Below are 19900 nucleotides of genomic sequence, written 5' to 3' on the forward strand. Positions count from 1 at the left end.
GACAAGCGAACTTTATTGTCCAAATCCCCTTGTCGCGATCGCATTTCAGGTCCAAAGCAACGCTTGGCCAAGCGTTTGGCCTTCATCACCGCGCAGCGAAAAAGCCATGGATCGCGAAGATATCCAGCCAAGAGATGCCCAAATCATGAACTTTCATATAGAGTTTGTCCTGTCAAAGCGACATAACCAGACAAGGTCGCCGGCAAGGAGCAACTGTGAGCACACCCCTGAGCATCAAGATCGACCGATCTTCACCGGTTCCCCTCTACCACCAGGTAGCGCAAGGCATCGAGGGCGCGATCCGCGACGGTTCGCTGACCTCGGGCACTCGACTGGAAAATGAGATCGAGCTCGCCCAGCGACTGCGGCTTTCACGCCCCACCATTCGCAAGGCCATGGACGACCTCGTCCAGTCCGGCCTTCTGGTGCGCAAGCGCGGTGTGGGAACGCAGGTTGTTTCCAGCCAGATCCGGCGGCACCTTGAACTATCCAGCCTGAATGATGACCTTGAGCGCGCCGGAAAGAAGCCTTCTACCAGCTTGCTCAGCTTTGAACATATTCCAGCTCCAACGGAGATCCAGGAACTTCTCTCACTGCCCAAGGATGTCTGCGTTTACCACTTCACCCGGCTGCGTTCTGCCAGCGGAAGCCCACTGGCACTGATGGAGAACTGGGTTCGCGACGACATTGTTGAGCTGGATGAAAAGTCCCTGCAAGCACATGGCCTGTACGAGCTTCTGCGTGAAGCAGGGGTCAACTTCCGGCTGGCCCAGCAGCGCATCGGGGCGACCACCGCCGACGATATCCAAGCCAAGGCCTTGGACACGGCGGCAGGTTCGGCCCTGGTGACCATGCAGCGCACTGCCGTGGATGACACCGGGCGCAACGTGGAGACCGGTGCCCACGTTTATCGCGCTGATGCCTACAGCTTTGAAATGACCTTGGTGCAACGCTAGGCACCTGGCACCGCCGTCGAAAGGAATGACTGATGACCGATTGGATTTACCCTGCAGGTTCCGCCGCCAACGGAGACTGGAGCATCTCGCTCGGCGCCCATGACTCGACCGCTTCCATCGAGGGCTGGGCCCACACCGGGCTCAAGGTAGCCGAGCTGGCTCCCGGTCAAACAGTCGAACTGGCGGCCACCGCCGAAGAACGCATTGTCGTCCCGCTCAGCGGCGCATCATTCAACGTCGCTATCGCAGGCAAAGAATATGTTCTCAGCGGTCGCGAATCAGTCTTTGCCGGACCAGCTGATGCCCTCTACACCGGCATCAACACAGCGCTGTCCATCAGCTCAGCCGAGGGGGGCCGGGTCGCCGTAGCGCTGGCCCCGGCCAAGCAGTCCTACCCAACCCGCCTGATCAAGGCAGAAGAGACTCCGGTGGAGCTGCGCGGAGCAGGAAACTGCTCCCGCCAGGTCCACAACTTCGGCACCCCGGCCGCACTGGAAGCAGACCGTTTCATCGTCTGCGAAGTCATTACTCCGGCAGGCAACTGGTCTTCCTATCCACCGCATAAGCATGATCAGGAGAAGGAAGGCGAGACCAGCCTCGAGGAAATCTATTACTTCGAGACGCAACTAGCCCAGGGCATGCCCGCCGAAGCGGCCACCGATCCCATCGGCTATGCGCGCGTTTATGCCTCGGATGAACGCCCCATTGACGTTAATGCCGAAGTCCGCACCGGGGACGTTGTCTTGGTCCCCTACGGCTGGCATGGTCCAGCCATGGCGGGACCGGGTTATGACCTTTACTATCTGAACGTCATGGCCGGCCCGGGACGCGTGCGCGATTGGCTGATCAGCGATGATCCCCACCATGGCTGGATCCGCCAGACTTGGGATTCGCAGAGCATGGATCCGCGATTGCCCTTCGGAGCCGGCGCGTAGCCACCCGGGTTGCAAAGCCCAGCGGCGGCAGCAGGATCCCCTGCTGCCGCCGCTGGGCTTTAACTCTCAATCCTCCGCCCGGTATAAGATCCCCTAGCGCGCCACGGGCCTGGCCAGCGGTTCAAAAGCCTGGGCAAAGGCTGCGATGGCAGCATTGGAATCTGCGCTGGCATAGGCTTCCATGCCGATCGGGCCAGAGTAATCCAGATCCGCCAGAGCTTGGGCAACAGCCAGGTAGTTGATTTCCCCGGTGCCCGGCTCGCAACGCCCGGGAACGTCTGCGACCTGGATTTCTCCGATATGCGGCAGTGCCGAACGCACCAGTTCGATGAGGTTCCCCTCGCCAATTTGAGCGTGGTACAGATCAAGCATCATCTTCACGTTCGGGTGTCCCACGGCCTTGACCAGAGACATCGTGTCCTTGGCGCGTCCCAGCGGGATGCCCGGGTGATCCAGAATCGTGTTCAAGTTCTCCAGCATGAAGGTGACCTGGTGTTCTTCCCCGATCCGGCCCAGCTCCTCCAGAGTTCGCGCTGCGGTGAGCCACATGTCTCCGGTAGCCCGAAAACGTGGGGTGGCGGCCTGCCCGTCAATGAGCTGAGCCGGATGCACCACCAGCCGGTTGATGCCCAGCTCCCGGGCGGCCGGAATCAATTCCTTGGCGGTGCGAACCACTTCGTGCGCGCTGCCCGGATCGCAGAGGCTCCCTTCGCTGTAGCCTGTCATGGAGCCGAAGCGGGCACCGGTGGCCGCCAAAGCCGGAAGGTCTTTGTCTCTGATATCCCAGAGTTCAATTTCAAAACCGGCCTCGTCAAGGCGCTTGACCCGGTCGATCAGCGGAAGGTCCAGGAAGACCATTTCGGCGCAGACCGCCAGCTGCGCACTCATGCGTTCACCGCAAGCCGGGTGGCCGATTCCAGCTTCACCGGCAGGCCGGTTTCCGAGGATTCCAAGGCCGCCAGTGCCACGCGCAGCGCCGCGCGTGCGTCCGCGCCGGTCGGGACCTCCAGGGCCGCATCGGCCGAACCATCGCGCAGGCCACGGATCTTGCGAGCGAAGATCGAGAGCTGCTCGCGGTAGGCCTGGGCAAACAGCTTGATGTTCAGTCGTTCGGTTGGTGCATGGGCGCCCGCGCTGTCAAAGCTGGCCGCTGCCAGCTGCACTGGATTCCCTGCCTGCACCATGCCCTTTGAACCAAAGACTTCTCCGCGCACGTCGTAGCCGTAGCTTGCCGAGAAGTTCGCCTCGGCCACAGCGATCGCACCGTTGGAGTAGCGCAGGCTCACCACGGCGGTATCCAGCAAACCGGAATCCCGGTGCTCTGGCGCCACCAAGGCATCCGCCATGACATGGACTTCTACAACCTCAGCACCCGGGTTCAACCAGTTCAAGGTGTCAAAATCGTGGATCAGGGTTTCGGTGAAGATCACGTGCGAGCGGATCTTCGCCACGTTGGGCAACCCACCTGCAACTTCAGGATCGCGGGTCAGCGACCGCAGCAGCTGAGGGGTGCCGATTGCACCGGAATACACCTGTTCTGCCACGGCAGCGAAGTCGCGGGAGAAGCGCCGGTTGAAACCGATCTGCAGCAGCACTTCGGAATCTTCCACGGCTTTCAAGGCGGTGTCGAGATCTGACAGCGCGTGCGCTGCCGGCTTTTCGCAGAAGATATGCTTTCCCGCCGCGGCGGCCTGGGCGATCAAGCCGGCATGGAAGCTTGAAGGCGCGCCGATGACCACAGCGTCCACGGTTTCGTCGGCAAACACGTCCGCAATGTCTTCGGTGTAGTTCGTGCAACCCAGTTCTGCGGCCAGTTCGGCGGCGCGGCCTGGTGCCGGATCTGCCACGACGTGCAGTTGTGCATCTGGCAGGTGCTGTGCCACAGTGCGGGCGTGAAATGCGCCGATCCACCCGGTGCCGATGACCGCAATGCGCAGTGGCCGTGCGGAATTTTCTGGCAGGGATTGGTAAGCCATGGAGCGTCTCCTAGAACGTTCTAGATAAAGTGTTCAGGAAAATCATGGCACACTGGATAGCAGGTGTCTATAACGTTCTAGAAGAAAGTTCCACCAATGCCGCATGCATCTGCGCCACGCCCCGCCAAACGCCCTACGTTGGCCGACGTCGCCCGCGCCTCAGGGGTCTCGGTAGCACTGGCCTCGATCGTGCTGCGCGAGGCTGAGGGCGCCAGCGGAGAATCCCGGGCCCGGGTCAAGCAGGCCGCCGCGGATTTGGGCTACCGCCCGGACTCGCGCGCACGGTCGCTGCGCAGCAGCCGCAGCAGAACGCTTGGCCTGGCCCTGGCGCTGGGAGAGCCGCTGCACGCGGAGCTGGCAGATGCTTTATACGCGCAGGCGGACCAGAGCGGATTTGAAATCATTCTGGGCGCCACCGGCAGACACCGAGATGAACGCCGTGTGCTCAACACCCTCATCGATGCCGGCGTCGAGGCGGTGATCGGGGTGTTCCCCGAACTGCCAGCCGCGCAGCTGGTCCAGGTGTCCAAGCAGCTTCCCGTCATCAGCCTGCTGCGCAAGGTCAAAGGCATCCCCTCGGTCATTACCGACGAGGCTGCCGGCGTTGAACAAGTCGTCAGCCATTTGGTGCAGCGCGGCCACACTCGGCTGCTGCATCTGGATGGCGGCTCCGCCGTCTCGGCGAAACAGCGGAGAGATGCCTTCATCGAATCCGCTGCCCGCGCCAACGCCAGCGGCCAGATCCTTCCAGCGGGTCCTGACGAGGCGACCGCTTTTGCGGTCCTGCGCGAGTATCTGGAGAAAACGCCCCAGGCCGAACGCGCCACGGCGGTACTGGCCTTTAATGACCGCGCGGCGCTCGGCGCCCGGCAAGCCATAGATCTTGCGGGCCTGCAGGTTCCCGAGCAGATCTGCCTTGCCGGATATGACGACAGCGAATTCGCCAGGCTTGCGCATGCCGATCTGACCAGCGTTCGCCAAGATGTCGCAGCCCTGGCTCAGGCCGCCATGCAGGCAGCCCTGAATTCCCCGGGAGCATCCAGCACCCATGCGCCGCAGCTGGTGGTGCGCGGCAGTACCGGACAGCGCCGGGCATAGCGGTGGGCCCAGCCCTGCCAAGTGGCGGGGCTGGGCTCACTAGCTCAGCGAATGGTCGTGCCTTAGGCGTTGACCGCCGGCTTGACTTGGTAGATCGCTCCTGTGGAGACGTCCTCTTCCAGGGCTTCCAGTGAGCGTCCGCGGGTTTCGGGAACCTGGGTGGCCACGAAGATCAGCGCCAGCACACCGATGCCTGCGAAGATGAAGAAAGATCCGGTAATTCCGACACCGGAGACCAAAGAGGGGAAGAACAGCGCCAGCACACCGTTGGTGGCCCACCCGAAGAACACCGAGATGCCAATTCCCAGCCCACGCATATGCAGCGGGAAGACTTCAGCCAGCCACACCCAGACAGCCACGTTGAGGAATGTCTGCATGGACATCACGAAGGCAACCACCAAGATCAGGATCACCACTGGTCGGATAGGGCTGCCGACCGGCAGCAGCATGCCCGCGATGGCTACCAGCAGGTGGCAGGTGGTGGTCAGCGCCAAGCCGATCAGGAAGGTCTTGCGGCGGTCCATACGGTCCATATTGCGCAGGGCGATGATGCCGCCAATCACGGCAACCACGCCGAAGGCGATATTCGCCAGGACTGCCTGCTGCTCTGACATGCCGGACTCTTCCAGCACGCGTGTTCCGTAGTACATGATCGAGTTGATGCCGGTGAGCTGCTGAGTCATGGAAACGCCGATGCCGACGGCGACGATGCGCAGCAACCACTTGTTTTTCAGCACGGCCTTGATGCCCACCGGCTTGTTGTTCCGCTTTTCCTCGTCGGCAACGATCTCGATCTCGTGGACTTCGGCCAGTGCACGCTCAGGCGAACGCACTGTCTTGAGCACTCGCAGCGCCTCGGCATAGCGGCGCTTTTCCACGAGCCAGCGCGGAGATTCAGGCATGCGCAGCATGCCGAAGAACAACGCCAGCGCTGGCAGTGCGCAAATTGCGAACATGATGCGCCAGACGCCATCCACGGTTCCACCCAGGACGGTTCCAATGATCGCGTTCATCACGAAGGCGGCCAACTGACCCGAGACAATGGCCAGCTCATTGCGTCCGGTGATGGATCCGCGAATTTCATACGGGGCCAATTCGGCCAAGTAGATCGGCACGACCGTGGATGCGCCACCCACGGCCAATCCGAGCATGATGCGTCCGGCGATCAAAACACCAAAACCCAGTGGCGAGAAAGTTCCCGCTTCCGGGCCGGCAGGCGAGAAGACTACGAGCAAGGTTCCGGCAAAGAACAGGACTGCCAGCAAGATGATGGTCTTGCGCCGACCCCATACATCGGCAATTTGTCCGCCGATGAGCGCTCCGAACGCGGCGGCGAAGACCAGTGAGCTGATCACCACGCCAACTTGCAGAAGGTTCAGGCCGAGTTCCGCTGCCATGGGACCTTCGGCGCCATTGGCAACACCGGTGTCGTATCCGAAAAGCAATCCGCCAAAACAGGCGATGATGGAGATCAAACCGAGTCGCTTAACATGAGGCCCCGCGGTGAGGGGCGGCAGGCTTGACTCTGCAGAAGCTTGCTGCGCACTAGACATGGGAACTCCTTTGGATTGCCCGGGTGAAAGCATTACTGGCCTTGGGCCATCCATCGGATCGACTGCGATCCGGCTTCCTCCACTCGGTTCGACTGGAACCAATTCGCATCATTCTGGTTCCTTGCCGATAACTGAAAGTGATGGGCTTCACAGCCCCCATGTAAGGACAATACGTCATCAGTGTTTAGCGGGCAAGCATTATTGGCTATTAAGTCCTGACAAATGCCGTTTTTCTTGCCGCACCGGCCCTGCCGACCGCTAGTTCCCGAGACTGTACGCACAAATCAATCTGGAATTCTGCGAGCTCTTCTCGAGCCGTCCTGTGCACAGGATGACTCCCGGGCCGGATGACGAAAGCCGAACCCGCAAGGGTTCGGCTTTCGTCATCCGGCAACTCAACTCGGCGTTGCCTGATTTGCTAGGAACGCGCAGCTTGGGCGGAAGCTACACGGCTGCGCATCTGCTCCAACTGGAATTTGGAGACCTCGACGGCGTTCTCGTTCTCGGCAAATACGCTGGAGACCATGACGCTCTCCTCGCGGTCGGCAAAACCGTTGGCCACGAGACCGGAGAAGAATCCATCCCAGTCCACGTCCCCATCACCAAGCTTCAGGTGCTGGTGCACGCGCACCGGATTGCCCGGCGGATTGGTGATGTAGCGCAACCCGTGCGAGGCATGATGGTTCATCGTGTCAGACACATGCACCACCCGCAGCCTCTCCCCCACGTTCTGCATGATTTCCAGCGGTTCATCCTTCATATGGAAGGAATGAGAGGCGACGTAGACGAAGGACAGATTCGGCGAATTCACCCCGCGGATTACCCGCCAAGCAGCCAAGCCCTCTTCGACGAAATCATCCGGATGCGGGTCAATGGCCACGTTAATGCCCTCGCGCTCAATGATCGGCACCAGCTCCTCCATGGAACGGTAGAACGCGGCCTCGGACTCCTCGGCGCGTTCCGGCCATCCGGAGAATTCCGTGTTCATCTGGTTCACGCCCAAATCCACGGCGATCTGGATGGCGCGCTTCCAATAGCACACCGCGGCCTGGCGCAAATTCTCCTCGGGCGAGGACCAGCGCAGCACCGGAAGCACCGAAGCGATCCCCACCCCGGCGGCCTTGCACCGGGCCGCGAGTTGCGCGACCAGGTCATCGTCGGCCTTGGGGTGCGTGAAGAACGGAATCATATCCGCATGCGGGGTCAGCTGTATGCAGTCATAGCCCAGCTCCGCTGCCAGTTCCGGGAACTGGAGCAGCGAGTGCGTGGAATGGAACGGGGTCGGGTCCAATGCGTATTTCATGATGCCCCTAGCTGTAGAGATCCGGCTTGCTGTTCAGCTTGACTGCCACCTTTTCGCCGGTGCGCTGGGCCTCGACTCCAGCCTCGCAGCACGCCGCGGTGGCGTAGCCGTCCCAGGCGCTCGGCCCGCCCAATTCCCCGCGCAGCGCGGCGTCAACCCACGACTGGATTTCGGTGTCGTAGGCGGCGCCGAAACGCTCCTCGAAGCCCGGGGTGACCTTGCCGCCCCACTGCCCGGCGGTACGCACATACGGTCCGGCGTCATTGCCGATGGACACGATGCCATCTTCAAAGGATGCCTGGGTCGCCACCTCGTAGCCGAACTTCGCGTTGACGTAGATCTCCACGTCGGCGAGCACTCCGGCAGAAGTTTCCAGCAGCACATGCTGTGGGTCATGCTGGCCGTTGGGTGCATTGCGGGTGGCTTTGCCCAAGCGCACCTGCACCGAGGTGATCTCTGCGCCGGTGAAGTAGCGAATGGCATCGAACTCGTGGACCACCGAGTCGTTGATCAGCATCTCATTGGTGAAGCCTTCCGGGGTGGATGGGTTGCGGTGCTGGTGGTGCAGCACCAGCAATTCACCCAGGCTCTCGTCCTCGATCAGCTGGCGCAGCTGCCGGTACTCGGCGTCAAAGCGGCGCATGAAGCCCACCTGGATGCGCTTGCGGCCCAGTCTGGCCTCCGCCTCGACAATCTCCCATGAGGAAGCGGCATCCGGGGTCAGCGGCTTTTCGCACAGCACCGGAATATCGGCAGCAAGCACCGTCAGCAGCGCATCGTGGTGCAAGAAACCGGGGGTCGCCAGCAGTACGGCGTTGACCTCGCCGTCGGCGAGCGCCGCGGGCAGGTCGGTGTAGCCCTTGGCGCCCGGGATGTCTGCGATGGCAGCGTTGACCCGGTCGGTGTCAATATCGACAACGGCCGCCAGCTTGGCGCCGGAGATGCGGTGGTGGATGCGCTGGATGTGGTCGGCGCCCATGCGTCCGGCTCCGACGACGGCGACGCGCAGGATTTCTGGCACGATGAGTCCTTTCAAGATTTTTTGGTGGTCCTGGTTTGAGTTAGGCAAGTTGGCCTAGACGCGGGTGTGCGAGCCGCAGCTGAGCAGGTAGTCGCGCGTGCGGGTGGCGATGGGCAGCGGCACCGTGAAGTCGGCGACCGGGTACATGTCCTGTTCGACAATGCCGAAGATCGGGCGGCCCAGCTTCTCCACTTCCGCCAAGACCTCATTGAGGTCAGGCAGGCCCGATGGCGGTTCGCACATGACCCCGGCGAGGTTGGCCGCGGCCCAGGTCAGGTCCTGCGCGCGCACCGTGGCCAAGATGTCCGGGTTGATCTGCTTCAGATGCAGGTAGCCGATGCGCTCCGGGAAGCGGCGGATCAGATCCACGCTGGACGCCCCACCGTATTCGGCATGCCCGGTATCCAGGCACAGGGTGGTGAACTGCGGGTCGGTGAGCTCAAGGAACTTCTCGATATCGCTCTGGCCGCAGACATGCGAGTCGGCGTGGGAGTGGAACTGCTGTTTCAGGCCAAATTCTTCCTGCAGGATCTTGCCCAACCGGTCATGGCCCTGGGCCAGCGAGTCCCAGGCCGCGGCATCCAGTGTGCCGGATTCGACGGCTTGCCCGGTGACGTCATCGCGCCACATGGCCGGGATCACCACAATATGCTCCCCGCCCATGGCGGCGGTCAGCTCGGCCACCTTTCGGGCTGGCTCCCAGGCTTGCTCCCAGGCGCTGGCACTGCCGTCGATGCCGCGGTGGAAGGCGGTGAAGACGGTGCCGGCGCAGACGTTCAGGTCGCGGGCGGCCAGCTCATCGGCCAGCTGGGCGGGGTCGGTAGGCAGGTACCCGTAGGGACCCAGCTCGATGGTTTTGTAGCCGGCCTCGGCTACCTCGTCGAGGAAGCGCTGCCAGGGTGTCTGCTTGGGGTCATCGGCAAACCAGACGCCCCAGGAGTCGGGGGCAGTTCCAATGGTGATGTTCTGTGCCATGGCATGTACCAGAATCTTTCGATGCTCATTGCCGATGCCGACTGATTACTGGCCGGCATCGGCACGATGGAAATTAGTTGCAGTGCAGGAACCTAGTTTGAGGGGAAGCTGTACGATGCGGTGGACAGCTGTGCCGGCTCCGGCCACCGCTGCGTGACTGCCTTGCCGCGGGTGTAGAAACGCACACCGTCCGGTCCATAAATGTGGTGCTCGCCAAATAGTGAATTCTTCCAACCACCAAATGAGTGCCATGCCACCGGTACCGGGAGCGGAACGTTTACCCCGACCATGCCCACATGAATACGTCGGGTGTAGTTGCGAGCGTGCGAACCCGAGGAGGTGAAGATTGCGGTGCCGTTACCATATGGGTTGGAGTTCACCACGTCGATGGCTTCATCCAAGGAATCAACGCGAAGCACCACGAGTACCGGGCCGAAAATTTCCTCGGTGTAGGCACTCATTTCTCGGTTCACCCGGTCCAAGATGGTCGGGCCAACGAAGAACCCGTTTTCATGGTCCTTGACCACTAGGTCTCGACCATCCAAGATCAGGGCGGCACCGGCATGTTCGGCCTCGCCAACAATCTTCTGCAGGCGAGTCTTTGATGCCGGTGTGATGACCGGTCCCATATCTGCTTTTTCGTCAAAGCCGTGGGAGACGTTCACGCCACGGGCTCGTTCGGCTAGCTTGTCCACGAGGATGTCAGCGGCCTCGCCAACGGCCACGGCCACGGAGATCGCCATGCAACGCTGGCCTGCCGAGCCGAATGCCGCAGCATTGATATGGTCTGCAGCCTGCTCCATATCTGCATCCGGCATGATGACCGCGTGGTTCTTGGCACCGCCCAATGCCTGGACGCGCTTTCCGTACTTGGTTGCGGTCTCGTGTACGTACTTGGCAATGGGTGTTGACCCGACAAATGAAATTCCGTCCACATCTGGGTGGGACAGCAAACCATCTACAGTTTCCTTGCCGCCATGCAGCACCTGGAATACTCCGTCGGGAAGCCCCGCCTGCTTGAAGAGCTCCGCAATCAACAGCGCAGCCGACGGATCACGCTCGGAAGGCTTGAGGATGAAGGCATTGCCGGTGGCGATGGCAACTGGCGCCATCCACAAGGGAACCATGACCGGGAAGTTGAACGGGGTAATTCCGGCAACTACGCCTAGTGGCTGGCGGAATGAGAAGACGTCTATGCCGGTGGATACCTGGTCCGAGTATTCCCCCTTGAGTGACTGGGAGATTCCGGCGGCGTATTCCACGACCTCGATACCGCGGGCTACTTCGCCGGCCGCGTCCGAGAGTACCTTGCCGTGCTCGCTGGTTACCAAGCGGGCCAGGTCATCGGTGTGTTCGGTGAGCAGTTGCTGGAAGCGGAACATGACCTTGGTGCGCTTGACGATGGAGACTTCGCCCCAGCTGTCGGCGGCGGCGTGGGCCGCTGCCACGGTCTGGGCCAGGTCTTCGGGGCTAGCCAGATGCAGCTGACCGGTAATTTCGCCGGTTGCCGGGTTGTAAACCGGCTGGGTGGCGGTTCCGCTGCCCGCGGTTGGCTGTCCGTTGATGAAGTGCTTGATGTCGGTAATTTCGGTGGCAGTTGTGCTCATGATTAGCTCTCGTCTAGTAGCGAAAAAGTGTTGGGCCGGCGATAACGTGCGGCGATTCAGCCTAGATAAGGCTTCTGCCGCTCCTTGTGGCTTTCGTAGACTTCACGGGCCTTCGTCGTGGAATCCAGCTCGGATGTTTCACTGACCGGCACGTCCCACCAAGACTGACTGGAAGGCGCATCGGCGTAGAGATCCGATTCAATATGGATGAGGATTGGGCCGGATCCTTCCGGCGCTGCCTTTGCAGTGGCGATGGCGGCCGCCAGGTCCTCGATGGCCCGATCTCCGGGGGCGATTCTTATGACCTTGACTCCTAATGATTCGGCGTTCAGCGCCAAATCGATTGGCAGCGTTTGCCCCTCGTCGAAGGAGTGCGTTTGGGTGTCCAGTGCACGGTATTTGGTGCCGAAACGCTGGGATCCCAATGATTCGGAGAGCGACCCGATGGAGGCATAACCGTGGTTCTGGATGAGCACCGTGATCAATTTGATCCCCTCGGCCACTGCGGTGACCAGTTCGGTGTGCATCATCAGATAGGAGCCGTCGCCGACCATGACCACTACGTCACGGTTTTCCGCGCCGCGCGCGGTCTCCGCAAGCACCGCACGCTTCAGTCCCAGCCCACCGGCGATTTCGTAACCCATGCAGGAGAAGCCGTATTCGACGTGATATCCGAAGGGGTCCGAAACCCGCCACATCTTATGCAGGTCTCCGGGCAAAGATCCGGCCGCGCACACTACAACGTCGCGGGGATCCATGGCCTGGTTGGTTGCGCCGATAATGGCATTCTGGCTGACTAGCGGGCTGAGCCTTTCGGCGAATGCCTCATCCACGGTCGCATCCCAACGTTGTTTCTCTTGGGCGGTGAACACCTCAAGAGCGCCTTCCACCCGATACCCGGTGAGCGCTTCGCGCAGGGCAATGAGCGCCTTGCGAGCATCCGCGACGATCGGCAGCACGGTGGCGTGCTTGTACGCATCAAGTGCGGCAACGTTGATATTTACGAACTTCGCTCCGGGGTTTTGGAAGGCCGTACGGCTGGCCGTGGTGAAGTCCTCATAACGGGTACCAATACCGATGATCAGATCCGCTTCTGCGGCCAACGCGTTGGCCGCAGAAGTACCGGTGGAACCAATGGCTCCTAGCGAATACTTCGAGTCCCAAGGCAGGGAGCCAACGCCGGCTTGGGTATTACCCACCGGAATTCCGGTGGCCTCAGCGAAGGCCGCAAGCTCCTCGGTCGCATAGGCATAGAGCACTCCGCCACCGGCAACGATCAACGGGCGCTTGGCAGCACGAATCAGCTGCGCAGCCTGGGCTATGTCTTCTGTTTCCGGGGCCGGGCGGCGGATCTTCCAGTCGCGTTCGGCAAAAAACTCTTCCGGGAAATCAAAGGCCTCGGCCTGGACGTCCTGCGGCAAGGAGATGGTCACCGCGCCAGTTTCGGCAGGATCGGTGAGCACGCGCAGACCGTGGTGCAGTGCGCTGGCCAACTGCTCCGGCCGGGTGACCCGGTCAAAGTACTTGGATAGCGGGCGGAAGGCATCATTAACGGTGATGTCGTAGCCGTGCGGCATTTCCAGTTGCTGGAGTACTGGATCGGCGGCACGGGTGGCGAAGGTATCGCTGGGCAAGAGCAATACCGGCAAACGGTTAGCGGTGGCCAGCGCGGCACCGGTGAGCAGGTTGGAGGAGCCAGGCCCGATGGAGGTGGAGACCGCATAGGTGGCGCGGCGACGGGTATGCCGGGCATAGGCCACCGCCTGATGCGACTGCGCCTGCTCGTTGCGACCTTGGTAGTACGGCATGAGGCTCGGGTCTTTGAGCTGCCATTGCTTCAGGGCCTGCCCCACCCCGGCGACATTGCCGTGGCCGAAGATGCCGAACATTCCTGGAATCAGGCGCTCTCGATAGGCAGCTCCACCGATGTTGTCCACCGTGTACTGTCGTCCCAGGAATTCTACGACCGCCTGAGCAACGGTCATTCTGCGTGTAGTCATCGAGCTTTGTCCTTCTCAGCTGCGTACAGGAGTGGTGGTGTTCAAGAGCGATGCGGCGGTGGCCACGGCGGCGGCCACATCCCCGTCCTCGGGATACAGCAGGGTCCGGCCCACGGTCAGTCCCTGTACCCCGGGCAGGGCCAGGGCATCCTGCCAGGAGGCGAACACCTTATCGGGACTGCCTGCGGGATCTCCGCCGAGCAGGACCGTGGGCAGGGTGGTGGCGGCCATAACCCGCTCCATTTCCTGGACCACGGGGATTTTCAGCCAGGTGTAGGCGCTGGTTTCGCCCAGTCCGGAGGCGATGCCCATGGACTTGATCACTGCCTCCGGGCGCAGGTCGTTGACTACCTTGCCCTCGGCCCGCTTGGAGATGAACGGTTCGACCATGGCGACCAGCTGGTGCCGGGCCAAATCGGAGACGGCATCGGCGGTGGCAGCCAGGGTTTTCACGGTGTCCGGATCCTCGTAGCTGATCCGGGTGAGCATCTTGCCGCCGTCTGCGCCCAAGGCGGCCAGGGCCGCAGCGCTATGCCCGGTGAAGCGGTCATCAATCTCGTTGACCAGGCCGGCGAGCCCGCCGCGGTTCATCGAGCCGAAAACCAGCTTGCCTTCCAGTGCGCCCAGCAGCAGCAGGTCATCGAGGATATCCGGCGAGGCCAGGACCCCATCGCAGGCGGGGTTCTGCAAGGCGATCCGCAGCCGGTCCAGCAGTTCGCGGCGGTCGGCCATGGCCGTGGCGCGCTTGCCTACGGATAGCGCCCCGCGGGCCGGGTGGTCGGCGGCGATGATGAAGTTCTGCCGGCCCAGCACCGGGCCGGCATGCTTCCGGCGCAGCGAGGCGGCGCGCTGCACCGCTGCCGGGTCTTCTAGCCGCTGGCGGGTGATGGATTCGTAGCGGCGCGGGTCTTCGCGGTCCACGTGCAGGTCGGATGCCTGTTTCATAACTAGACCAGGTCTTTCTGGGAGGCGGGTACGGTGCGGCCGCGCTCGGCCAGCAGGGCGTTCACTTCTTCTGGGTCCGGCATCGCATCGGAGCAAGCGACCTTCGAGGCCACGATCGCCCCAGCGGCATTGGCGTAGTCCAAGACCTGCTCCAGCGGCCAACCGGAGAGCAGGCCGTGGCAGAAGGCGCCGCCGAAGGAGTCGCCGGCGCCCAGTCCGTTGGCGGTCTGCACCGGAACCGGCGCGGAAACCACACGTTCGGTGCGGGTTTTGGCCATGACGCCGTCGGGGCCGAGCTTGACCACGGCGATCTGCACTCCGGCCTCCAGCAGGCGGTCGGCCTGCTCATCCGGGGTTCCTTCTCCAACGGCTACCGAGCATTCGGTATCGTTGCCGATGGCCACCGTGGCCGAGGGCAGAGCCCGGGCTACCTGCTCGCGGGCTTGCTCAACGGAGTCCCAGAACATTGGGCGGTAGTCCAAATCCAGGATGGTGAACTGCCCTGGGGCCAGCGAACCGGCCGGGCGGGCCTCGTAGGCTTCCAGCTGCGCGGTGCGCGAAGGCTCACGGCTCAAGCCGGTGACGGTGCTCCAGAAAATCTTGGAGTTCTTGACCGTGTCGAGGTCGATATCGCTGCTTTTGATATTCCAGTCCGGTGCCATCGGGAAGCGTCCGTAGAAGTACAGCGGGAAGTCATCTGGTGGCATGATGGCGCAAAAGGTGACTGGGGTCTGCAAGCTGGCATCGCGGGTGACCTGTGCGCGGTCCACGCCGTAGCGGTCCAATTCGCGTTCCAGGAACGTGCCGAAGTCGTCGTCGCCGATTTTGGTGATCACCCCGGCCGCGCGGCCGTGCCGGGCAGCTGCCACAGCGACGTTGGTGGCAGAGCCACCGAGATACTTGCTGAAGGAGTTCACGTCGGCGAGGGAAACGCCGATGTCGTTCGGGTAGACGTCAACGCTGATGCGTCCGAGGGTGAGTACGTCGTAAGTCACGCAGATCGACGTCCTTTCGAGTCAGAAGTTCAGGGATCGGCCAGCTGCCGAAGATGTGAACGGTGCCACAAGAAATACTTTGCACCATGAATCTAGCTCTGTCAAAGGTTTGTACTGACATATTTACAACATGAGTAACACTGCGAGTGGAAAACCGTGGAATTCTGCGGATATCAACCAGGCCAAGTCGACAAAAGTTTATGATCTTCTCGAGAACTATGTCCTGACGTTAAGACCTGACTAGTTTGGAATTCCTGCTCCGAAGCTGACGTTGCCGCATTCGAAGCAGGCGGAACGCTAGGCTCTTAACAAGAACCCGGACCAAGCCCAGGAGGCACCATGGCACTAGAACGCCGCCGCGCGACAATCTACGATGTCGCCCAAGCTGCCGGTGTCTCCAAATCGCTGGTATCCCTAGTGCTGCGCGGCTCCCCCAGCGTCTCCGAACCACGCCGCGCCGCGGTGCTGACTGCCATCGAGCAGCTGGACTACCGCCCGAGCCAGGCCGCGGCCGCATTGGCCGGCGGCACCAGCCAGACCGTCGGCGTGGTGATCGACGACTACACCAACGTCTGGTTTGTCGAATTGCTTCGCGGGCTGCAAGAAGGACTGGGCAATGCCGGACTGCGCATCGCCGTCTCGGACCGCACGCTGAACGCGCACGTGGAGTCGGACCCGCTGGATGGATTTCTCAGCACCCGCGTCGAGGCCCTGGTCCTGGCCACCGAACCTACACCGGCCATGCGCTTCCCCTCCCAGATCCCGGTGATCGTGGCAGGAAATCGAGCAACACAGGTGACCGGAGCGGATATTTCAGCAAGCGACGACCGGCTTGGCGCACGCCGAGCCATCGAATACCTGATTTCACTTGGGCATCGGCACATCGGGCACATCGGTGGCGGCGGAGGCGCATCAATGCTCAGGCGCAATGGCTACCGGGATGCAATGAGCGCGGCGGACCTGGACGAGCGCATCGTCAGCCTCACCCCGCAAACCACCGAGGACAGCGGCTATCAGTGCACCCAGCAGCTTTTACGCGAAACCCCGGAAATTACCGCCATCCTGGCCGGCAATGATTCGATGGCCATGGGTGCCCTGGCCTCGGCCCGCGAGAACGGCCGCTCGGTCCCCGAGGATCTGTCAATTATCGGCTACGACAACTCGCCGCTCTCCGACACGCACCTGCTCCGCTTGACCACCGTAGACAGCCGCAACCGCGAGCTCGGCATGCACGTGGCCGAGCAGGTGCTCTCCCGGCTCGCGGACCCTGAACGCGCCGCGCAACAGGTCTCGCTGGAGCCGGCACTCGTTGAGCGCGGCACCTGCGCCCCAGTTCGCACCGCCTAGATAATCCCCGCTCAAGACCCCTTGACCGCCACTTGGATTCGCCTTTACACTTTTTTGGAGCGCTCCAAAATCCCCCTGAATAACTTCCACCCAGGAGAATCCGTGACAAAAAGCATCGGAATCGCAGTCATCGGCGCAGGCATGGCCGGCTTGTCCCACATCGCCGGCTACCGCACCGCCCCCACCCTCTACGAATCCAACCTGCCACCGCTGCGCTACGTCGCGGTGGCCGATGTGAACACCGAGCTCGCAGCCAAAGTTGCCAAGCGTTACGGCTACGAAAAGGCACTGGGCTCCTGGCAAGAGGTGGCCAACGATCCGGACATTGATGTCGTTTCGGTAGTGATTGCCAACCGCTTCCACCGCGAAGCCGTTGAAGGTCTGCTGGCCGCCGGCAAGCACGTATTGTGCGAAAAGCCGCTGGCCGACACCCTAGAAGAAGCCCAGGCCATGGCCACCGCGGCCCGCAACGCTGACTCCATTGCCCGCGTCGGATTCACCTTTCGCCGCACCCCGGGTATCGCCACGATCCGCAACCTAATCACCGATGGCACCCTGGGCAAGGTATTGCATTTTTCTGGTCGCTATTGGACCGACTACGGCCACAATCCACAGGCTCCAATGAGCTGGCGCTTCAAGGGTGAGGCCGGCTCTGGCGCACTGGCCGATGTGGGAAGCCACCTGTCCTATGTCGCCGAATTCCTGGCAGGCGACATCGTTACGGTCAGCGGCGGGCAGCTGAGCACCAGCATCACCGAACGCTTCCTGCCGGCCGGCGCCGTGACCGGACACGACCTGGTGAAACTAAGTGATAAATCGGAACCGGTGGAGAACGACGACTACGCGGCGTTCAACGTCCAGTTCGCCGAGGCCTCCGGCAGCCTGGAGGTCTCCCGTGTCGCCGCCGGCCACCCGAACTCGCTGGCCTTCGAGGTCTTTTGCGAGAAGGGCGCGGCACGCTTCAGCCAGCTGCGTCCGTCGGAAATCGAAATCATGCTCACCGAAGGACCTTCGGCAACCAACGGCTATCGCACGGTGAACCTCGGTCCGGAGCATGCTTACATCGGCGGCGGGTTGCCCATGGACGCACCAGGTGTCGGCTTTGGCCAAAACGATGCCTTCGGCTATCAGGCCCGCGCCTTCCTCGACGAGGTCTACGGCCTGGACACCGCACTTCCCACCAACGCAACATTCGACGAGGGCGTGCGCAATATGCAAATCCTGCAGGCGGTCGTTCAGTCCGCCAACAATGACGGAAAGAAGGTCACCCTGTGAAGCTCGGTGTCTACAACGCAATCCTCCACGACCGCCCACTGCCCGAAGCGCTCAAGATCATCAAAGACCTGGGACTGACCGGCATCGAGCTGAACACTGGCGGATTTTTGCCTCCGGTACACGTGCCAAACATCGATGAGATCTTGGAAAGTGACAGCGCTCGGGATGACTTCCTCGCCCAATTTGAGGGCAGTGGCGTGGAAATCTATGGGCTGAACTGCAACGGCAATCCGTTGCACCCAAACCCGGAAATCGGTGCGAAGCACGCCGAAGACCTTCGCCGGTCAATCAAGTTGGCGGCACGCCTTGGCCAGACCCGCGTCGTCACGATGTCCGGCCTGCCCGGTGGAGAATCCAACGCCTCCGGCCCAAATTGGGTGGTTAATGCCTGGAATTCGGCAGCCCTTGACCAGTTGGACTACCAATTCGGCATCGCCGCGGAATTTTGGAAAGACATTGACGCGCTGGCCATCGAGCATGGAGCTAAGGTCGCTCTAGAACTACACCCCCAAAACCTGGTGTTCAACCCTGCCAGCTTCCGCGAGCTCATCAGCAGGGCCGGCACCAGCAACATCGGCGTTGAGCTCGATGCCTCACACCTGTTCTGGCAGCAGATGGATCCGGTAGCCGTCGTCCGTGACTTGGGCGAATGGATCTTCCACGCCGCAGCCAAAGACGTGCGCATCAATGCCAATGCCGCAATCCAAGGAGTGCTGGACAACAGCTTCCGTAAGTTGCGCGAGGACGAACCGCGAACCAACCTCGGCGGGGACGAGTGGGCCAACGAATGGCCGGAAAACTCGGCCTGGGACTTCGTAGCCTTGGGCAAGGGACACGGCACCGCATTCTGGACCGAGTTCCTGCGCGCCCTGCACGAGGTGGATCCCGACATGCTCGTGAACATCGAGCATGAGGATACCGAATTGGGGGCAGTAGAAGGCCTCGAAGTGGCTGCCAACGTGCTGCTCGAAGCCGATGCTGCGCTGAGGTCTTCGCTGGCTACCCGCTAGCAAACTGGCTCAACAACTAGCGAAGCCCGGAATTCACGAAAATGAATTCCGGGCTTCGCTTGTGCGTTGCTAAAGTTCGTCGAGCGGCCTCTAGACAGTGCGGACGACTGCTTCGTAGTCGAAGCGGTCCTTTGGTGCACCGATTTCGCCTTCGGCTGGTTGGCCGATATTCAGGACCAAGAAGCTCTTCTGGTCGCCTTCTGGGAAGAAGGAAGCATCAATGGCGGAGAAGTCTGCACCGGTCATGGGACCAACGGCGAAGCCCAGACTGCGTGCAGCCAGGATGAAGTAGCCTGCCTGCAGGTGGGCGTTGTTGTTGCCGGTGGAGGCAGTGAAGTCGGCATCGGCGTCGTACATGGCCTTGGGTGCGTTGTAGCCTGGCAGGAAGTTATCCCACTGCTCGTGCCATGCGGTGTCATAGCTGAGGATTGCCACCAGCGGAGCTGCGGCAGTCTTGGCCCTGTTGCCATGCGACAGCGCGTCGACCAGGTTTGCGCGTGCCGCGTCGGACCGTACGTAGGTCACGCGCAGCGGCTGGGAGTTGAAGGCAGTTGGGCCGAACTTGGCCAGCTCGTAGATCTCCTGGGCCTGTGCCTCGGTGACCTCGCCGGCGAAGGCGTTGGCGGTGCGTGAGTCGCCAAAGATGGAGTTGATCGCGCCGGAGCCGATCTGGGTTTCGTCAGATGCAATAGTCATACTCATACCTTTCGGATCGGCCCGCGGCCACTGGATTGGGCCACTGCCGGACTCGGTCTTCTTCTACCGATATCCAACTAAGAACAGCTTCGCCTCATTCCAATTTTTAGCGTGTTTTATGCAACATGGAGAACAGCGGCAAGCCTGAACCACCGCTTCCGGGCCAGCATCGGCCGAACCTAAGCAGGCCTTAAAAACTAGTTGAGAT

At 61.7% G+C, this 19900-nt stretch carries 17 protein-coding genes; 6 read left to right on the top strand and 11 right to left on the bottom strand.

Features of this window, described 5'->3' with window-relative positions; all coding sequences use genetic code 11:
* The first annotated feature begins 215 nt into the window (after nt 1–215).
* Nucleotides 216–956 carry a GntR family transcriptional regulator gene (locus ACT3TP_RS11780; protein WP_444615349.1) on the top strand — a complete coding sequence of 247 codons (741 nt, stop codon included), beginning with the start codon at nt 216–218 and terminating at the stop codon, nt 954–956.
* Between the two features lie 32 nt (nt 957–988).
* Nucleotides 989–1891, top strand: coding sequence for a 5-deoxy-glucuronate isomerase (gene iolB, locus ACT3TP_RS11785; protein WP_444615350.1), 903 nt, complete (start codon nt 989–991; stop codon nt 1889–1891).
* A gap of 93 nt (nt 1892–1984) precedes the next feature.
* Here iolB and ACT3TP_RS11790 read toward each other — a convergent pair whose 3' ends face one another.
* Nucleotides 1985–2779, bottom strand: a complete 795-nt coding sequence (locus ACT3TP_RS11790) for a TIM barrel protein (protein ID WP_444615351.1) — start codon at nt 2777–2779, stop codon at nt 1985–1987.
* Complete coding sequence (locus ACT3TP_RS11795) at nt 2776–3867, bottom strand: Gfo/Idh/MocA family oxidoreductase (RefSeq protein ID WP_444620647.1); 1092 nt, start codon at nt 3865–3867, stop codon at nt 2776–2778. The genes ACT3TP_RS11790 and ACT3TP_RS11795 overlap by 4 nt, the downstream gene beginning before the upstream one ends.
* Before the next feature lie 96 nt (nt 3868–3963).
* Between ACT3TP_RS11795 and ACT3TP_RS11800 the strand changes: the two genes are divergently transcribed.
* Nucleotides 3964–4965 carry a LacI family DNA-binding transcriptional regulator gene (locus ACT3TP_RS11800; protein ID WP_444620648.1) on the top strand — a complete coding sequence of 334 codons (1002 nt, stop codon included), beginning with the start codon at nt 3964–3966 and terminating at the stop codon, nt 4963–4965.
* 62 nt (nt 4966–5027) lie between these two features.
* Here the strand turns inward: ACT3TP_RS11800 and ACT3TP_RS11805 are convergent, their stop codons facing one another.
* The 8 genes from ACT3TP_RS11805 to iolC all read right to left on the bottom strand — a co-directional run bounded on the left by ACT3TP_RS11805 (nt 5028) and on the right by iolC (nt 15364).
* The gene (locus ACT3TP_RS11805) at nt 5028–6518 is read right to left on the bottom strand and encodes a sugar porter family MFS transporter (protein ID WP_444620649.1); all 1491 of its coding nucleotides are present in this window, start codon (nt 6516–6518) and stop codon (nt 5028–5030) included.
* 418 nt (nt 6519–6936) lie between these two features.
* On the bottom strand, nt 6937–7821 hold the full coding sequence (locus ACT3TP_RS11810) for a sugar phosphate isomerase/epimerase family protein (protein ID WP_444620650.1): 885 nt from the start codon (nt 7819–7821) through the stop codon (nt 6937–6939).
* 7 nt (nt 7822–7828) lie between these two features.
* A complete protein-coding gene (locus ACT3TP_RS11815) occupies nt 7829–8842 on the bottom strand; it encodes a Gfo/Idh/MocA family protein (protein WP_096282780.1) in 1014 nt (337 codons plus the stop codon).
* Between the two features lie 54 nt (nt 8843–8896).
* Nucleotides 8897–9817, bottom strand: coding sequence for a sugar phosphate isomerase/epimerase family protein (locus ACT3TP_RS11820; RefSeq protein WP_105554004.1), 921 nt, complete (start codon nt 9815–9817; stop codon nt 8897–8899).
* Between the two features lie 92 nt (nt 9818–9909).
* A complete protein-coding gene (locus ACT3TP_RS11825) occupies nt 9910–11424 on the bottom strand; it encodes a CoA-acylating methylmalonate-semialdehyde dehydrogenase (RefSeq protein WP_444620651.1) in 1515 nt (504 codons plus the stop codon).
* 56 nt (nt 11425–11480) lie between these two features.
* Nucleotides 11481–13409, bottom strand: coding sequence for a 3D-(3,5/4)-trihydroxycyclohexane-1,2-dione acylhydrolase (decyclizing) (gene iolD / locus ACT3TP_RS11830; protein ID WP_444620667.1), 1929 nt, complete (start codon nt 13407–13409; stop codon nt 11481–11483).
* 30 nt (nt 13410–13439) lie between these two features.
* Entirely contained in the window at nt 13440–14369 is a 930-nt protein-coding gene (locus ACT3TP_RS11835) for a Cgl0159 family (beta/alpha)8-fold protein (RefSeq protein ID WP_444620652.1), read from the bottom strand.
* A gap of 2 nt (nt 14370–14371) precedes the next feature.
* Complete coding sequence (iolC, locus tag ACT3TP_RS11840) at nt 14372–15364, bottom strand: 5-dehydro-2-deoxygluconokinase (RefSeq protein WP_444620653.1); 993 nt, start codon at nt 15362–15364, stop codon at nt 14372–14374.
* A 339-nt stretch (nt 15365–15703) separates the two neighbouring features.
* Between iolC and ACT3TP_RS11845 the strand changes: the two genes are divergently transcribed.
* The 3 genes from ACT3TP_RS11845 (at nt 15704) to ACT3TP_RS11855 (ending at nt 18996) form a co-directional block, all read left to right on the top strand.
* Nucleotides 15704–16711 (top strand): LacI family DNA-binding transcriptional regulator, encoded by a 1008-nt coding sequence (locus ACT3TP_RS11845; RefSeq protein WP_444620654.1) that lies wholly within the window; start codon nt 15704–15706, stop codon nt 16709–16711.
* Between the two features lie 102 nt (nt 16712–16813).
* Nucleotides 16814–17986 (top strand): Gfo/Idh/MocA family protein, encoded by a 1173-nt coding sequence (locus ACT3TP_RS11850; RefSeq protein WP_176484039.1) that lies wholly within the window; start codon nt 16814–16816, stop codon nt 17984–17986.
* Nucleotides 17983–18996 carry a sugar phosphate isomerase/epimerase family protein gene (locus tag ACT3TP_RS11855; protein WP_444620655.1) on the top strand — a complete coding sequence of 338 codons (1014 nt, stop codon included), beginning with the start codon at nt 17983–17985 and terminating at the stop codon, nt 18994–18996. The genes ACT3TP_RS11850 and ACT3TP_RS11855 overlap by 4 nt, the downstream gene beginning before the upstream one ends.
* A 90-nt stretch (nt 18997–19086) precedes the next feature.
* Here the strand turns inward: ACT3TP_RS11855 and ACT3TP_RS11860 are convergent, their stop codons facing one another.
* Nucleotides 19087–19692 (bottom strand): malonic semialdehyde reductase, encoded by a 606-nt coding sequence (locus tag ACT3TP_RS11860; protein ID WP_096282795.1) that lies wholly within the window; start codon nt 19690–19692, stop codon nt 19087–19089.
* Nucleotides 19693–19900 lie beyond the last annotated feature (208 nt).

The sequence above is a fragment of the Glutamicibacter sp. AOP38-B1-38 genome (assembly GCF_052377485.1).
Lineage (GTDB): Bacteria > Actinomycetota > Actinomycetes > Actinomycetales > Micrococcaceae > Glutamicibacter.

Bases quoted from the DNA above. Each gene is read 5' to 3' on its own strand.
- iolD (WP_444620667.1), bottom strand. From the start codon at position 13,409: ATGACCGTTGCTCAGGCGGTCGTAGAATTCCTGGGACGACAGTACACG.
- ACT3TP_RS11860 (WP_096282795.1), bottom strand. From the start codon at position 19,692: ATGACTATTGCATCTGACGAAACCCAGATCGGCTCCGGCGCGATCAAC.
- ACT3TP_RS11790 (WP_444615351.1), bottom strand. From the start codon at position 2,779: ATGAGTGCGCAGCTGGCGGTCTGCGCCGAAATGGTCTTCCTGGACCTT.
- ACT3TP_RS11825 (WP_444620651.1), bottom strand. From the start codon at position 11,424: ATGAGCACAACTGCCACCGAAATTACCGACATCAAGCACTTCATCAAC.
- ACT3TP_RS11795 (WP_444620647.1), bottom strand. From the start codon at position 3,867: ATGGCTTACCAATCCCTGCCAGAAAATTCCGCACGGCCACTGCGCATT.
- ACT3TP_RS11800 (WP_444620648.1), top strand. From the start codon at position 3,964: ATGCCGCATGCATCTGCGCCACGCCCCGCCAAACGCCCTACGTTGGCC.
- ACT3TP_RS11820 (WP_105554004.1), bottom strand. From the start codon at position 9,817: ATGGCACAGAACATCACCATTGGAACTGCCCCCGACTCCTGGGGCGTC.
- ACT3TP_RS11805 (WP_444620649.1), bottom strand. From the start codon at position 6,518: ATGTCTAGTGCGCAGCAAGCTTCTGCAGAGTCAAGCCTGCCGCCCCTC.
- ACT3TP_RS11835 (WP_444620652.1), bottom strand. From the start codon at position 14,369: ATGAAACAGGCATCCGACCTGCACGTGGACCGCGAAGACCCGCGCCGC.
- ACT3TP_RS11810 (WP_444620650.1), bottom strand. From the start codon at position 7,821: ATGAAATACGCATTGGACCCGACCCCGTTCCATTCCACGCACTCGCTG.
- ACT3TP_RS11845 (WP_444620654.1), top strand. From the start codon at position 15,704: ATGGCACTAGAACGCCGCCGCGCGACAATCTACGATGTCGCCCAAGCT.
- iolB (WP_444615350.1), top strand. From the start codon at position 989: ATGACCGATTGGATTTACCCTGCAGGTTCCGCCGCCAACGGAGACTGG.